A 16,895-nucleotide genomic window follows, 5' to 3' on the forward strand; every position below is an offset into this window, starting at 1 on the left:
AGTGTGAACGATTTCAGAATGCCAAATGGAAACAGTCGGTTTATCCTTTGTGCGCACTAAATGCAATTCCTTCGATAAACTGCTTTTGAAATATAAAAAAGAGGACGATCATCGGAACCACTGCCATGAAGGCGCCTGCCATCAATACCGGGTAATCCGTTCCGAACATGGAGACTAACGTCGCAATACCCGATGACAAAGTCATCTTCTCAGGTGAGCTGTTAATGATAAGGGGCCATTGCAGTTCATTCCATGCCCACTGCAATTGAATAATAACAATCGCAACTAAAGCCGACTTGACTAAAGGAAGCATGATATGCCAATAAATTTGAAATGGATTGCAACCGTCCAATACTGCCGCTTCTTCCAATTCCTTAGAAATAGTTAGGAAAAATTGCCTTAAAAGAAAAGTTGCGAAAGGACTGATCAGCGAGGTAATCCAAAGAGCAGTCACCGTATTGACTAAGCCCAAGTCACTCATCATCATGTATTGCGGCGTATAGAAAACAGGATTAGGTACCATCATGACCGATATAATCAATGCAAAAAGAAATGAACTTCCTGGAAATCTAATCCGTGCAAAGGCATACGCCGCCATCGAACTAAATATAACTGGAAACACGGTTTTCATTAATGCCGTAAAAATTGTATTTAAGTAATAATGCGGAAATGCCGATTGCTTGATCGCCTCTATATATCCTCTTAAGTTGGGGGCCTCCGGAAAATAACGGATCGGAATTTGCGTGGCTTCCGTCGTTGACTTTAGCGAAGTTAGCACCATCCATATAAATGGAACGAGCATAGCAATAGCGCTAATCATTAGAATGACATGAACAATCGAGTTAATCTTCCGCGCTGATGTGATCTGCACTTCTGTCTTCCCCCCTTCTTAGTCGTAGACGACCCATTTTTTTTGAAGAGCAAATTGGATCCCTGTCAGTATGACGTTAATAAACAACAATACATTGATAATTGCTGCGCCATAATTAGGATTAAAATAAACGAAAGTGTTTTGGTAATAGGCATAAACAAGTGAACGAACGGATGGAAGTGCTACATTCGTCTTCCCGATAATCAGATAGATGGAGTCGAAAATTTGCGTTGCTCCAATCAAAAGGATGATGCTCGTGAAAAAAAGTGTTGGTGTCAGCATGGGAAGTGTAATATAGCGAAACTTCCCCATTCTCTTGGCACCATCAATCTCGGCAGCTTCATAGAGTGATTTAGGTATCCCTTGCAAACCTGCAAGAATCAACAACATATTCAAGCCAATTGCCCCCCACACGCCAACGATAACCAACACAAACATGGCATAATTGGGATTAGACAACCAGGCTACACGAGTTCCCAATATATGGTTGATGAGCCCGAAGTCCTGAGCGAACAAGACGACCCAAACCATCGCTGCCGCTGCAGGCATTGTGACTTGAGGCAAGAAAAAAACGACCCGGTAAACGGATAATCCTTTAATCTTCGTATTTAGCAATACAGCAAAAAAAGTAGAAAGGGCAAGTGTTATTGGTACAAACAGAACTACATAGTATAAAGTGTTGCGCAGATTCTGCCAAAACTCTCCATCACTAAATAACTTCACATAGTTATCAAATCCAACCCAATGATTAACGAGTCCGAAATTCTCCGACTGCTGGAATCCCAGCAGAATCGATTGAAGAACCGGCCAGCCCCAGAAAACCAATGTGCCTAGAAGAGTCGGCGCGATCATGAAATAAGCCCATACATATCTGCTTCTGGAATTCAATCTGACCACTCCCTATTCATCGTGGAACGTTCCTGATCTCCAAGAACGTCCCCTGAATCACTTTATTTTAAATAAATGGCTTATTTCGTTTCTTCTATCGCTTGATTCATCATCTCAGCGACCTTCTTCGCAGCTTCCTCAACCGAAATTGCTCCGCCCCACGCTTGCGACATAATCTCAGGCTCTTTCGCGAACCATACCGGGTAAGCTAACGAACCGCTCGGATACGGAGTCGCATCAGCCACCTGTTCCGTGAATATTTTCAGATTCAAGTGAGGTCTCGAAGTTAGCCACGCATCCTGAGTGCCATTGAATGCCGGTATAGCCGCACCCATTTCCGCCGTAATTTGCGCTGCTCTTTCAGATCCAAGGAACTTGAGGAATAACCAAGCCTCATCTTTGTTTTTACCACTTGCGGACATGACATTGCCCAGACCATTAATGATATTAGCTCGTTTCACTTTACCCTTTGGCAATTTAGCCCAATCCCATTTGCCCTTAATAATTTCGCTGCTGTCAATGTCGCTGATCCGCCAGGATCCGTCGAAAATCATCGCTAATCTGCCGGACTTGAACATTTCGGTGGCTTCCGTATCTGTCATTTGCTGATGAGTTGGAGAAGCGCCGTCGAGAGTCATTTGATAACGGGCCTGTAAAGCTTCAATGGAAGCCGGATCATCGTAGCCTGACTTACTCATATCAGCCGATAAAATACTCCCGCCATTAGCCAACATATCGTTCCAATACCCGGTCTGAGTGTCCATTTTCGCCCCAAAGCCATAGATGCCTTTATCAGGCTGACTTAATTGCTTGGCAACCTCGGCAAGCTTGGCATAATCCCAAGTATCGTCTGGATAGGGAATCTTAGCTTGGTCGAAGAGCTCTTTGTTGTACGCCAAACCGATCGTATCAAAATCCTTCGGTATGCCGTAATTTTCACCCTTCAGTGTATATATGGAAGCAAGGTCTGCCGCATAATTATTTAGATCAATTTCTCCAGCCTGTATCTTGCTTGTGATCGGTTCAATGAATTTACCTGTTGCATATTTGACAAATTGACCACCATGCATCCAGAAAACATCAGGCAGTGTACCGGCAGGAGCGGCAGCGGACATCTTTGTCCAATAATCACCCCACGGAATAACTTCGACCTTGATCTTGATATTTGGATTTTCTGCCGTAAACTCCTTTGCAATGGCTTCCATTGCCGGTTGCTGAATTTTATCCCATATGGAATAGGTAAGCGTTACGTTTTTTTGAGGCTTATCAGTCGCTTTCTCAGCATTACCAGCATTGCTTTTCGGACTATTATCTGCTGTATTGTTAGTATTGCTGCTGCAGGCAGCTGTGACCAGAGCAAAAACAGTTAAGACAGTTAGAAACAGAAATGAAAACTTGTTTCTTTTCTTCATAATGACATCCCCCTAATTAGTTATTTAGGCAAATATTTGCGTAAATTCTCACTACGAATCACTTTGCCTCCCTACATATTGATTTTAATTCAATTTTACCTCCCCTTTAAATGCCTCATTTTAAAGATTTGATGCCTAAATATTAAGATAAAAAAGGTTTGCATTGAAATATAGATTAATCCATAATGTTAGTAAATAATTGCGCAAATTATTTCATAACTTAGATTGGAGTGTCTGCGATGACAATTACTGTATTACCTCAAAAAACCGGAGAGTTCTGGTGGGGAGGTGTTATAAACGAAGGGCATTTAATGCCATTTGGCGACCGGCCACATACACGTGACTTACGTTTGACGGATGATAATCAAGCTTCTCCCTTATTAATTTCTAATCTTGGAAGGTATATTTGGTGCGAAGAGCCGTTTGCCTTTTCGTTTAAAGAGAGCAGTCTTACCATCGATCACAAACAGAAGCTATGCCTTGAAGATGGACACGAAACCCTTCAAGGTGCGTACCAGCATGCCTCTAAAAACCATTTCCCCCCTTCCGGCGTTACACCTGACAAACTAGCCTTCACGGCACCACAATATTGTACCTGGGTGGAAATGTTTTACGAACCGACACAGGAAAAGCTCCTCAATTACGCAAAATCCATTATTAAAAATGGCATGCCCCCTGGTGTGTTAATCATTGACGATAATTGGATGCAAGACTATGGAACATGGGACTTTGATAAACACCGATTCCCCGATCCTGCTAGAATGATCAAATCCTTACACGAATTAGGGTTTAAGATCATGCTTTGGGTGTGCCCGTATGTAAGTCCCGATAGCCTTAAATTCCGTCAATTACTGGAACTCGGCATCTTGATGAAGCATGCTGATGGTGCCCCTGTCCTGAGGAGATGGTGGAACGGGTACAGCGCAATCGTTGACTATACAAGCACAGAAGGCTCGGCATGGTTCAGGCAGCAGTTAGACAGGCTGATTGAAGATTATGGAGTTGACGGATTCAAACTCGATGCAGGAGAACCTCTATTACCTGACCTAATGGATGACATTACAAAAGAGATCGCTTGGTCACGTCCTGTTCGCCCAATGGAAGATTGTGAGTCATATGCCAGATTAGGAATCGGATACGCGCTTAGTGAACTGCGCATGTGCTGGAAACTCGGGGGACAGGCGCTCATTCAGCGACAACGCGATAAAACGCACACATGGAATGCTACGACCGGGCTGGGCGGACTTATCCCTAATGCTATTGCCCAGGGCCTGATGGGATATGCCTACAACTGCCCTGATATGGTAGGCGGAGGAATGGATGGGGACATTAATTCACCCGATTTCCGTTTTGATGCTGAACTTTTTATCCGTTTTGTTCAATGCTCCGCTTTATTTCCCGTGATGCAGTTTTCTATGGCGCCCTGGCGGGTTTTGAATGGTGATGAATTGTCCTGGTGTATGGACGCCGTACGGATACGATCAGAGTTAGGGCCTCTGCTATCCGAGCTTGCCAGCCAAGCTGCAGAGGATGGGCTTCCAATTCTGCGTAGTCTGGAATTCGTCTTTCCGCATCAAGGCTTCCATACGATTCAAGATCAATTCATGGTTGGCGAGACCATTCTGGTAGCCCCAGTTATGAATAAAGGTCAAACAGCTAGAAGGATACAATTCCCGGACGGACAATGGCTGGGTGATGACGGAAGCATCGTTGAAGGCCCGGCTCAGGTCGAAGTGAATGCCCCGCTTTCCCGATTGCCATGGTATCGAAAAATCTAAATACTTACATTCAGGAGATAATTCTATGAAAAAAATCAAATTAGCTGTAATAGGGGCAGGAGCAAGAGGTTTTTTATCCTACATGCCTTATGTCCAGAGGTTTCCCCACGAGACGGAGGTAGTCGCAGTTGCCGAACCAAACGACGAGAGAAGAACGCGATTTGCGGAAGCATTCAACCTAACCCCGGAGCAAATTTATTCAACATGGGAAGATCTATTGAACGGGCCTAAGCTTTGTGATGCGCTCCTTATCTGCACACAGGATCAGAATCATTACCTGCCCACAGTTGCCGCTCTCAGGAAGGGATATCATGTTCTTCTGGAAAAACCTATGTCCAACAACCCGATTGAGTGCATTGAAATGGAGAGGATCGCACGTGAAGAAAGGCGGTTGCTTTCAATCTGTCATGTCTCGAGGTATATCCCTTTTTGGAAAAAAATAAAGCAACTCATTCATGAAGGTTTCATCGGAAACCTAATGTCCATTCAACATAACGAAAACGTGGGGTACCTCCATTATGCCCATAGCTTTGTCAGAGGTAATTGGAGGAATGATGTACACTCAAGTCCAATGATACTGGCCAAGTCTTGTCACGACATGGATCTAATCCGTTGGATTGCCGATGCAGATTGCAAGAGAGTTAGTTCCTTTGGTTCTTTAGGCCACTTTCGCGTCGAAAATGCGCCTGCTGGATCAACCAACCGATGTACGGATGGGTGCGAGGTGGAATCCACTTGTCCTTATTCAGCATTACGCTTTTATATGAAAGACCCTACATTAAATCACTTTGCAGCACTCATAACAGATCCGCCTACCGAAACGAATAGAATGAACGCGATATTGAATGGTCCCTATGGCAAATGTGTCTATCGGACGGATAATAATGTAGTGGATCATCAAACGGTAAATATGGAATTCGAGAATGGAGTTACCGTGATTTTCAGCATGTGCGGGTTTACGCGCGATATAAATCGCACCATTCAAATCATGGGGACCAAAGGGGAAATTCGCGGTGATTTACTAAGCGGCTGTATCGATCTATTCGAATTTTCATCAGGGACACAGTCTATCATTCATACCCCAACCAGTGACGGTGGTCATCAAGGAGGCGACGATGGGATCATGCAACAATTCCTTTCCGACCTCCGAAATGAAAGATATATGAATACCTTGACTTCTGCGGAAGCCTCTCTGGAAAGTCATCTCATGGCCTTCGCCGCTGAGGAATCGAGACGAAGGGAGGGCGCCGTTATAGACATGAAGCTCTTCCGCCAATCTCTTACAACAACCTCTCCAAACGGCACACAACATGTTCAAACATCCTAGTAAGTAATATTATGAAGACCGGCTCGCAGAACTGCAGGCCGGTCTTCTTTCACGTCGCCAACTTTGTTCCCCTCCGTTCGGATAAAAATTTAAGGCAATTTTTCGCGCAACAACTTCGCAACTTTCGTGTGCTCTAGACACGCCAAATAGCCGTCCTCAAATTGTAGTCATTTAAAGAACGGCTAGTTCAGATCGAGCGTAGAGTGCCTGCCTCTACCCCCTATTTGCCACTTTTGCGCATGATTCCCGCTCAATTAGTTCTGTCTTCAGGCTGATTTGGACTTCCGCTATATTCTTGTTCATAATCAGCTCGGTCAGCACTTTTACAATGATAGAGCTAATATCGTATCTAAACCGTCGGACAGTAGTTAATGGCGGAACCATAAACTCCGATAGCTTTAAATCATCAAAACCAACTAACGAGACATCCTTTGGAATACGGATGTTCATCTCAGCCAATCCTTTCATCGCACCAAAAGCAATGATGTCGTTAAACGTAAATATTGCGGTTATGGACGGATCCTCACTCATCAATTGCTTCACCGCCTCATATCCATGTGCAGGATCAAATGCACCCATTAGGACATTAGTGTCGGACCATGGCATTTTAAAATCGCGAAATGCATCTTTGCATCCGTCCAGCCGGTTTAAATTCACCAGATGTTGCTTAGGCCCGGCAATGATTCCAATTTTCTGATGCCCCAATTCATGCAGATATCGAATCACATTATAAGCGCCTTTACGGTTATCATAGTCAATATAGTTATGACCGATCTTATAGGTTCTTCCATTCGTAAGCAAATACGGAATGCCGAGTTTCTCAAACTCTTCAAACACCTTGTCATTAACAAATGGATCAAAAATGATGGCTGCATCCACTTTTTCCTCACTTAACAGCTTATACGCTGGCGAGGACTGCAAGTCCGTATTATGCTTCACAATATGAATCTGATGACCATAATCCTCAAATTCTTCCTTTAAATGATTTAAGTCGGCAGAGGTAGACGGATCATTGTCGAAGAAGTCATTATTCCCTGGAACGATGACGACTATATTATAAGATATGTTTGCCAGTTTGGAGGGAGCGACACCTGGTTTTAGGTGTTCATTAACAATTTCCAGTACTTTCCTGCGTGTCTCTTCGCTGAAATTCCCCTGATTGTTCATGATCCTGGACACCGTGCTAATTGACACGTTTGCCTTTTTCGCAATTTCTTTTAGTTTAATTTGCTCTCCCTCCTATCTTCAGGAAATTTTTTGCGCATTAAAGAAATTATAGCTTTTATTATTGTATCTCGTCAATTTCTCCTCAATCTATACTTGAGAGTAATATTTTTTTACAGGACTTCAACTTCTACATGCTCCATATAAAACAAAAAAACTTGATTTCTCAAGGTTTTCACTGTGCTGCCAAGCAATTATTTCAAACATCAGCGACCATCGTCTGGTTTCTTCCCCTGCTCTTTGCCAGGTATAACGCCTGATCGGCCTTCTCCAGCAGCCCCTCCCGCTCCAATGCATGAAAAGGATAATGGGCGATTCCCTGGGAGATCGTAACCTGTGTCGGGATTGGACCCCCGCTTTGTTCCAGTGCCCGCCGGACTCTTTCAGCTACGTTGAAAGCTTCCTCAGGTCTAGTGTGGGCCAGTAAGATGACGAACTCTTCGCCGCCGTAGCGGTAGCAAACATCGTCTGGGCGAAACGAGGCAACGATAACTTTGGCTACATGTTTCAGCACTTCGTCGCCAATGAGATGGCCGTAGGTATCGTTCACCAGTTTAAATTTGTCTACATCCAGCACAATGAGCGAAAACGGTTGACCTGCGGCAATCCACTGGTTCATCGTATACTCTAACGATCTACGGTTCAATAAACCGGTCAGAGCATCGGTCACTGCTTCTTGGGTCAGTTGATCCGTCTGCTTCTGAATATCCGTCACGGCAAGCAACACAGCCTTGGTCAGCAGATCTGCCTCTCGGCTCCATTGCGGCTTTGCTTCTGGTAATACAATTTTTTCCTTGCCCATCCTGCTAACCAGGTTTGCCAGGTAGACAAAAGGCCGGGCCAACTTGCGCGCTACGAGAATGACGCCCATCAGGAGTATAATGAAGGGAAATAACGAATACCCGAGAATTGTCCGAAGGTGGCCCATCAGTTGATGATGGATGACACTAATCGGCGAAACGACTACTATCCCCCATCCGTTGGCCGGAACGCTGGAGTACCCGGCAAGCATTTCAATGCTGCGGGTGTTGCGCGCTTGCTGTTCTCCGCTTTCCCCTTTCATAAGTTTCTGCACAACCTTATTACTGCTGACATCCTTCCCAATAAGCTGTTTATCAGGGTGGTACAACAGATGCCCGCTTGCATCCACAATATAATAATAAGAACCAGAATCGTCCACGTTGTTGTCGCCAAAAATCATAGACAAAATATTGTTCTCCTGCAAATAAAATGTGCCGCTCAAAATACCGCGATATGCACCCTTGTTGCTGAAGATAGGCTGACTCATAAAAACGATTAGTCTCTTGGTGGTTTGGGTCATATAGGGGGAGGATATGTAAGGTTTTTTGAACGCCAGAGCTTCCAAACCGACTTTAGAAGTAATATGGTCGCCTGTTGTCCCCAAACTAGTCGGTACTACGTTGCGGACCAGCCCGTCGGCATCGACCACGGCGATAGAATTGAAGTAATTGCTACTATTGCGCATCAGTTCCAAATTATCATCTACTTGCTTCGGCGTTGAGCCACCGTCTTCGGAAAGTGTGGCAGCGCTGTATTCCAAACTGCTGCGCATGGACTGAAATAAGGAATCCATTGTCTTGGTCATTCGGTCAGCATTGTAGTAATTCAAATGGAGCGTAGTCTCCATCAATGATTGTTTCTTGGACTCGTAAGAACCGATCAGAAGAATGCTTGAGGTTAGTAGAACCACCAGCGTAACCAAGCCCGTAAGCAGCGATGTGAGACTGAGCTTTTTACTTTGACGCGGCTCGGCTCTTCTCAGTGTAAGCAAACTATAACCCTCCTTGAATCTTGAAAACTAGCTCAATCAATAATACAACAAATTAAGATGTTATTCGACAGTGATCTCCAATCTCTCACACCACTGTACGTCCCATTCGATATACGATGATTCATGAAATATTACATATTAAAAAACTCTTCTCCAGAACTTGAGAATTGACAAGCACTGAAAAAGAGTATTTTCATACGTGATTATTGAAGATCTTAAAAAGTTTGGCTCAATATAAATATGAGTAAATTCACTTCGAGAAATAGTTTTTTCCATATTGGAATCCTTCATTGCGCTTAATGTAAAAGAGAATTTAAGTTGTGCAATAATTCATCAGGTAGTGGCTCTTTCATTAGTTTGTTAAGTATTTCATTCCTTGCTCCGTTGTTCTTCAAAAATGAGAATAGCAGGTTTGCCTTATCCGTACGATTCATTAGAGCATAGGCAACAAACCATACTTCAGGAGCAGAAACTTGAACATTATTCCAACTCGAAGTCGGAACTGTTGGCATTTTACAAAGCCCTTTAGTAGAATGAATCGAGAAGTTTCCTAATATTTCAACCGGAGGGTTTCTTTTGTGAATTAATAGTTTATACTCACTTCCGAAAGGATAATCCCCACTCTTTAGTTCCTCAACTTTGAAGTTTCGTAGAGCATCTATGACAGTTTCTTTAGGTGCGTCAGTCATAATATCCCAGTCATAAACGGAATTGATTAGACCCAAACTTAGTAATAAACCACTCCCACCCAAGGAATAGTTAATGCCGAATTGCTCTAATTTTTCTGTTACGATAACCAAATTGTTAATATCTGAATTCATTATTCGAGAACCTTCCTTTAGTTATTTTTTCATTTAATTCAATATACCATATACTGAAAAAACAGATAAAAGAATGGAAACCTAAAGATACTGAATCGAGACTAAGAAGGCACGGCGCCATTCACCAACTATTAATTCGCCAAAATTAGATTCAGACTCTTCTCCAGCACTTTCAGTCCTGCTTCCGGCTCGATCCGGTTCCGGACAATATTCTGAAGCTCCTCAGACATTGCCGTGAACAGCGTCGCGTATTTATCGGTTTTGGGGGCAAACTTCACCTGATCCCTAGATTGAATAAACCGATCCCGATAAGGCAGCTCCCGGTAAGCCCGGCTCTCTGCGATATCAAGATTCGCCGGAACATGACCTGCTTCCCCCCAGATTTTACCGCCAACCTCCGAGAAGTACTTCACGAAGTCCATGGCGCCTTCCTGCTCTTCTTCGCTGACGTAAGCCGGAATAACCAGTGTATGTGAGCTTCCCCAGTGGGCTGAGCTGCCGAAGATCGGCGGGATAGGTATAATTCCTATGTCAAGCGCATTATTGCTCAGATGATGCCCGGCTTCCCATACCCCGCCAAACCACAAACCAGCCTGGCCGTTATAAAAGGAATCCCATGGCGTATTGTCATTCAGATCGCTTAATCCCTCTTCGAACAGCTGTTGGTAGAAGGTCAGGACTCGCACCGACTTCTCATTATAAATCACCGCTTGTTTCATGTCGGGACTGAACAGCTCCCCGCCTGACTCATAATACAGATCCAGGAAAGATTCCTGAAAATAAGGGGTATTGACCGCCATAGGCTGTACTCCCGGAACCCGCGCAGCAATCTGCCGCAGCAAGCGAATGAACTCTTCGGGGGTGTTCATTTCGAGCTTCGGCGTTCCTTCGGGAGTTAGCAATCCGGCCTTGGCCAGTATATCCTTGTTGTAATAGAGCATATGAAAATGGGTATCCAGCGGTACCGCATAATATTGTCCGCCGTAACTGACGCTCTGAAGGTTCTGTTCACCGATTTTATTGAATTGGAACCTGCCCTGTTCCGCCAGAGCATTCAGTGGTACGATTTGCTTGGCTTTAATAAACGGCGACAACCGGTCCGCATGGACTACGGCTACATCCGGCCCTTTGCCGAAGGACAGAGCAGTGCTGAGCCTGGCATAATATTCGTTAGATTCCAGTCTGAGCTGCTTCACAAATACTTCTTCCTGGGAAGAATTATAATCCTTGATGATTTTCTCTACGAATTCACCTTCTCCGCCTCCAAAAGGATTCCAGAAGGACACTTCAACAGGTACCGGACTTTCCCGCAGGCTTTGATTCCCGGGAGAGAGATCCGCACAGCCCGGCAGCAGGATCAGACACAGTAGCAGAACCGGTACCATCCGACCCATATTTTTCATCTCACTCACCCCCTTTAGTTCAAATCCAGTTCGGCTAATATACGTAAGCGTTTACAGAAGCTTCCACGAAGTTCATTTGCTGATCTTCCGAACCAGCCCACGATATTCCGACGGGGACACGCCAGTGATTTTTTTGAACACTTTGGAGAAATATTTTGGGTCCTGAATCCCGACTAAGGTTCCAACATCCCCTGCCTTCAGTTCTCCAGTAAGCAAGTTCTTGGCTTTCTCAATCCGAATCCGGGTCAGGTACTCCAGAAAGCTCTCCCCTACCTCCTTCCTGAACAGATTGGCGAAATAGTTCTTGCTCAGATGTACAAGCCGGCTGATCGACTGCAGCGTGATTTCCTGATAGTAATACTGCTGGATATACTGGGTTGCCTTAATAATGCTGTTCCGGTCGCTATGATACATATCTTTCATATGCTGTACCAGCGCTTCGAACGCCTGCATGAACCATAACCGGCTCTGTTCAAGCGTTTCCAGCATCGCCAGCTCGTCAAAATACTGCTTCTTGAGCTCCAGAACCTGCTCAGCATCCCTGGATACATCGGGCCATAGGGTCGTTAATATCATCAGCAACTCAAGTGAAATAATCTGCACAAGATCTGCATCCCTGCGCACGGCAAGCTGTCCGAACAGCTGCTCCAGATATTCCGTCAGCTCTCTGGACTGGAAAGCGTACACCATGGATTGAATCTGGTGGCTGCTGATCTGGAGCGCATGAGGCGGCGCCACCTGCGCCAGCAGCTCATCGCTCCCGTGAATCAGGACACGCCCGTTTCCCATAAACAGCTTTTGCTTGGCTGCATCCACGGCCTGAGCATAGGCAATCTTCACCTCTGTCCACTGCCTGGTTACACCACTAATGCCTATAGTCGCCGTCCAGCCGCATCGTCTGGATAAGCATTGAATAAGCTCTTCACTGCGGCTGCGCAAGAGGTCTATCCGATCAGCAACTGCAGGCTTTGCCGTGAGGTCTGTGGTCACTATAATATTGAGTTCACCCTGCCTGTCAGAGAAAATTTCGTAGCCGAGGGTATTTTCATTCCAAATCTGCTCCAGCATACTGCGGACCACGGTCTGTCCTTGCCCATACCTTGGCTCAACGCCGCTGCTCAGGCTGATATGTAGCAAATACAGCGGCCGTGAATCAGTGAGTCCCGCCTGCGTGAGTTTATGTCTGTCTATCTGACCCTGAACCGGCCCCCGATCAATCAGATCCATCAGGAAACTTTCCTTATGTACCGGCTCCGGGTGAACACCCTGAGAATGGACTGCCGTGTTCTTCTGCACTACCTCCAGACTTTCCTTCAGCTTAAGCAATACTAGCTCAAAGTCACGGGGCATCATATCCGATTTGATCATATATTCGGATACACTGTGTTTAATTGCTTCCTTCGCATACTGGAAATCTTCGAGGTTGCTGAGGATGATGATCTTAATATCCGCTGAGAGCCTCCGCACCTCGGCTATCAGCTCAATGCCGTCCATCACCGGCATTTTAATATCGGTAATCAGGATATCAGGCAGTCCGGTTGCCATCAACGCCAGCGCTTCCCGGCCATTCGACGCTTCACCGGTGACCTCCATCCCGATGGTCTCCCAATTAATCATCGACCGGATACCATATCTCACGATAAATTCATCTTCTACGATAATGACCCGGTGCATCTCAGCGATTCCCCCTTATGTCATTTGTCATCAAAGGCAGCTTGATCCGTATTGACGTTCCTGTGCCGGGCTCACTTTGGATCTCGATACCGTACATTTTTCCGCAAATGAGCTTAATTCGTTCATCCACATTCGCCAATCCTATGCCTCCCGATTTATCCTCATCCGGCGCTTGCTCGGTCAGCAGACTGCGGGCAAATGCGGGGTCCATCCCCTTACCGTTATCTGCCACCTCGAACCATACAAGGTTTCCCGGCGCTTTGCGGCAGGATATGCGGATGCTGCCGCCGGACCCCATATCCCCAAAAGCATGGATAATCGCGTTCTCGACAATCGGCTGCAAGATCAGCTTGGGCGTCCGCAGGTGGCGGACTTCATCGTCCATTTCAACGAATGTCTCAATATTGAAATTGAAGCGGAATCTCTGAATGCCCAGATAACACTGCACATGCTCAATTTCCTCTTCCAGCGTAACGGTTTCTTCACCCTTGCCCAGACTGATCCGCAGCAGCCGTGACAATAAGCTGACCATCTCTGCCGCGTTGTTGGCTTTCTGAATCAGGGCCGTCCATTTAATAATATCCAGCGTGTTGTAGAGAAAATGCGGGTTAATCTGCGCCTGCAGTGCCTTGAGCTCGGCCATCCGTTTCTGGTCCTGCTCTAGATATACCGCTTTCAATAGTTCATCTATCCGCGCAACCATATAGTTGAAATTATCACCAAGGATATCGAATTCGTCATGCCGGCTTTTGGCTTTGTAGCGGACGCTGAGTTCGCCGGACATCACCTGCCGCATCAAACGGATCATCTTCAGAATCGGATTGGTGATGGAATTCGCCAGCACAAGCGCGGCAATAACCGAGAAGAATATACAAAGCAGCCCGACGAAGATAAAGATCTGCAGCAGACGGTTCGAATCCTGGTACAGCGCAGCCTTAGAAATGACATTCACAACTACCCAATCATTGGTGTGAAGCTTCTTGGCATTCACGATCAGGCTGTCGCCGTTGTAAGTGAGCGGGAATCTCGTTTCCTCCGGTCCAGAATGAATGAGCCTCTCGTAACCCGCCTGACCCAGCACCTCAGTCACACTTTTGCCGATCAGCCGGCTGTCCGGATACGAGACCAGCATACCGCGCCCGTCCATTACAAAGCTTTGCAGATCCCGGTTGTTGCTCACCGCCTTCGAGATCAGCTCCTTTATGACATCTTCACGAATATCCAGGACAGCAACAATTCCCAGTGGGCTGTCATCGGATATTTTATACAATTGCTTGGCTACCGAGAAGACGTGTGTACTCTGGGAATTCAAACTGTCCACATAGGTCCCGTAACGGGTCGGATACCAGCGGAAATTACTGCCGCCCTCAAGGGTCTGCAGGAACGGCTCCACCTCGGCAGGGATTCGCTTGTTCCAGCGGTAGATTCCCTTGATATAATGTTTCCCGGATACAAAAGAAATGGACTGCACATCCTGATTAATCGCTACAATCGTGGACAGCTTTGTCGTCAGCGACAGACTATCCACATCATAGCTGGCCGCGTCTGTCCGATCAAGAGTCCGCAGCATACCCACAATCTCGTTGTTGTTCAGCACCTGCATCATCATGTCCTTGTAGACACCCAGCCGCGTATCCAGATTGTCGGCGGTTTGATACAGCAGATGCTCGGAATACTCCGTTACTTTGTGATTAATCGTTGATTTGGAGATCGAAAATGAAATAATCCCCATGACCACCAGCGGTGTCAAGGAGAAGAGAACGAGAAGCAGCATCCACTTATAGCGCATGCTGCTCTTCATTATTTTGATCCAGGATATCAAGCGGAAGCGCAAGGGCCTGGCAGTACTCTCTGGAGATTTAAGCATGCCCTATATCCTTTCTCGTTGTAGAGTCTTGAGACTGGAAATCTTAAAGATTAACCCTTGACGCCGGACATCGCCACGCCCTGGACAATATGCCGCTGCAGCAGAATAAAGACAATGATTGTCGGAACCGCCGCGATTGTACTTGCCGTCATAATCAGATTGAGCGACATGTTATTATTCGACAAAAAGGTGGGCAGCCCTGCCGAAAGAATCATATTTTCCTCAGAAGTAATGGCCAGATAAGGCCACAGGAAATTATTCCAGGAGAGGATAAAGAAGAAGATTCCCACAGAAACCATGGCTGAGCGTGTAAGCGGCAGACAGATGCTCCACCATAACCGGAAGCTGCGGCTACCGTCGATTTGCGCGGCTTCAATGTAATCCTTGGGTACCCCGTCCATGAATTGCTTCAGCAGCAGAATGCCGATAGGGTTGGTCAGTCCAGGCAGGACAATCGCCCAGATGTTATCAATCAGCTGCAGATGCAGCGCAGTTTCATAAAGCGGAATGAGTATTGCTTCCGTCGGAATCAGCAGACCTGAAACGATCAGCACATAGAATATTCCCCGTGTCCGGAATGGCAGCTTGGAGAACGAGAATGCAGCCAGCGAGCTAAGCAGAAGGGAGATTACGGTCGTGAGGACACCAATGACCAGACTGTTCCATGTCCAGTGCAGAATTTGCGATTCCCGTATGACTTTGACATAGTTATCGGTATTCAGATCTGACCATTTCACCCAATCAGCCAGCGTATATACGTTCACACCATCAGGCTTCAGGGAGGTGAGGAACATCCAGATTAGCGGGAAAATAAACAGCAGCGCAAGCAGAACAGCAGCGATATTTAAAGCGAGCTTTTTCATGAATATCTCCCTCCTATCCGTCTTTCCGGTCTGTGATTTTAAATTGAACCACGGCGATCAACAGCATGATGAAGCAGAAGATCATCGACTGCGCTGCGGCCAGGCCGAACATGTCTTTCTTGAACCCTGTAACGTAAATATACCGGATCATGGTATTGGTGGAATCTCCCGGCCCGCCGCCGGTCATAATTTGCACCTGTCCGAACAGCTTAAGGCAGTTGATAATCTGATAAAAGATCTGGATCTTCATTACGCTCGACAGCCCCGGCAGTGTAATGCTCCAGAATCGCTGCCAGGCATTGGCGCCGTCAATCTTCGCCGCTTCGTAATGATCGGTGGGGATTTCCTGCAGTCCGGCAAGGAACAGCACCATCACAAATCCCACGCTCCACCAGTCTGTCGCAATCGTAATCGCCCACCACACAAATCTGTGATCGGTGAGCCAGTTGATATCTGCATGGATGCCCAGTACATCCAGAGCTGCGTTCACTGGACCGTTCTTCGCGTCGAACAGTTTCAGCCAGATGAAGCTGACCACGGAGACCGACAGGACATACGGCAGGAAGAACACGGAGCGTATCAGGGTCCGCAGCCAAATTCTCTGATTGATAATCAGTGCCAGTATGAGTCCCAGTACGAGTACGGTAGGTGCGCATAGCAATACAAAGTAGAAAGAGTTCCACAAATACGAATAGAAATCCGAATTCCCCAGAATTTTCTTATAGTTAGCCAAACCGGCGTACTTCTGCATCCCTTGAATGCCCCAAACATGCAGGCTCATCCAGGCTCCGCGGATTACCGGCCACAGATAGAACACCGCAAATGGTACCAGGAACGGAATCAGGTACAAAATGGCTTTCAGTTCCTTCAGTAGGTGTATAGGCTCTGCCCTGCGAAGAGGCGCAGCAGCCTTATTCTCTCTTAAAGTCCGCTCCATCGGTCATACTCTCCTTCAATCAAAATGGCGCTTATGCC

13 protein-coding genes are annotated in these 16,895 nt (G+C 46.2%); 2 read left to right on the plus strand and 11 right to left on the minus strand.

Features of this window, described 5'->3' with window-relative positions; genetic code table 11:
* Positions 1–40 precede the first annotated feature (40 nt).
* The 3 genes from CA600_RS06805 to CA600_RS06815 all read right to left on the minus strand — a co-directional run bounded on the left by CA600_RS06805 (position 41) and on the right by CA600_RS06815 (position 3,171).
* Positions 41–871: a carbohydrate ABC transporter permease gene (locus CA600_RS06805; protein WP_373455836.1), complete on the minus strand. Its 831-nt coding sequence runs from the start codon at positions 869–871 to the stop codon at positions 41–43.
* Between the two features lie 18 nt (positions 872–889).
* Entirely contained in the window at positions 890–1,759 is an 870-nt protein-coding gene (locus tag CA600_RS06810) for a carbohydrate ABC transporter permease (protein WP_094869502.1), read from the minus strand.
* An 80-nt stretch (positions 1,760–1,839) separates the two neighbouring features.
* Positions 1,840–3,171: an ABC transporter substrate-binding protein gene (locus tag CA600_RS06815; RefSeq protein ID WP_094869503.1), complete on the minus strand. Its 1,332-nt coding sequence runs from the start codon at positions 3,169–3,171 to the stop codon at positions 1,840–1,842.
* Between the two features lie 239 nt (positions 3,172–3,410).
* On the opposite strand from CA600_RS06815, the gene CA600_RS06820 reads away from it, so the two are divergent.
* Positions 3,411–4,949 (plus strand): glycoside hydrolase family 31 protein, encoded by a 1,539-nt coding sequence (locus CA600_RS06820; RefSeq protein ID WP_094869504.1) that lies wholly within the window; start codon positions 3,411–3,413, stop codon positions 4,947–4,949.
* A gap of 25 nt (positions 4,950–4,974) precedes the next feature.
* A complete protein-coding gene (locus tag CA600_RS06825; protein ID WP_094869505.1) occupies positions 4,975–6,276 on the plus strand; it encodes a Gfo/Idh/MocA family protein in 1,302 nt (433 codons plus the stop codon).
* A 213-nt stretch (positions 6,277–6,489) separates the two neighbouring features.
* Here the strand turns inward: CA600_RS06825 and CA600_RS06830 are convergent, their stop codons facing one another.
* The 8 genes from CA600_RS06830 to CA600_RS06865 form a co-directional block, all read right to left on the minus strand.
* Complete coding sequence (locus CA600_RS06830; RefSeq protein ID WP_256989775.1) at positions 6,490–7,503, minus strand: LacI family DNA-binding transcriptional regulator; 1,014 nt, start codon at positions 7,501–7,503, stop codon at positions 6,490–6,492.
* 196 nt (positions 7,504–7,699) lie between these two features.
* The gene (locus CA600_RS06835) at positions 7,700–9,292 is read right to left on the minus strand and encodes a sensor domain-containing diguanylate cyclase (RefSeq protein WP_094869507.1); all 1,593 of its coding nucleotides are present in this window, start codon (positions 9,290–9,292) and stop codon (positions 7,700–7,702) included.
* 296 nt (positions 9,293–9,588) lie between these two features.
* Positions 9,589–10,113, minus strand: a complete 525-nt coding sequence (locus tag CA600_RS06840) for a hypothetical protein (RefSeq protein ID WP_094869508.1) — start codon at positions 10,111–10,113, stop codon at positions 9,589–9,591.
* A gap of 131 nt (positions 10,114–10,244) precedes the next feature.
* Positions 10,245–11,516, minus strand: a complete 1,272-nt coding sequence (locus CA600_RS06845) for an extracellular solute-binding protein (protein ID WP_094869509.1) — start codon at positions 11,514–11,516, stop codon at positions 10,245–10,247.
* 72 nt (positions 11,517–11,588) lie between these two features.
* Positions 11,589–13,190 carry a response regulator gene (locus CA600_RS06850; RefSeq protein WP_094869510.1) on the minus strand — a complete coding sequence of 534 codons (1,602 nt, stop codon included), beginning with the start codon at positions 13,188–13,190 and terminating at the stop codon, positions 11,589–11,591.
* A gap of 1 nt (position 13,191) precedes the next feature.
* The gene (locus CA600_RS06855) at positions 13,192–14,991 is read right to left on the minus strand and encodes a sensor histidine kinase (protein ID WP_179281558.1); all 1,800 of its coding nucleotides are present in this window, start codon (positions 14,989–14,991) and stop codon (positions 13,192–13,194) included.
* Positions 14,992–15,107: 116 nt separating this feature from the next.
* Positions 15,108–15,920: a carbohydrate ABC transporter permease gene (locus CA600_RS06860; RefSeq protein WP_094869512.1), complete on the minus strand. Its 813-nt coding sequence runs from the start codon at positions 15,918–15,920 to the stop codon at positions 15,108–15,110.
* Positions 15,921–15,933: 13 nt separating this feature from the next.
* Positions 15,934–16,857 (minus strand): carbohydrate ABC transporter permease, encoded by a 924-nt coding sequence (locus CA600_RS06865; protein ID WP_094869513.1) that lies wholly within the window; start codon positions 16,855–16,857, stop codon positions 15,934–15,936.
* Positions 16,858–16,895 lie beyond the last annotated feature (38 nt).

This window comes from Paenibacillus sp. VTT E-133280, assembly GCF_002264385.1.
Taxonomy (GTDB): domain Bacteria; phylum Bacillota; class Bacilli; order Paenibacillales; family Paenibacillaceae; genus Paenibacillus_AQ; species Paenibacillus_AQ nitricinens.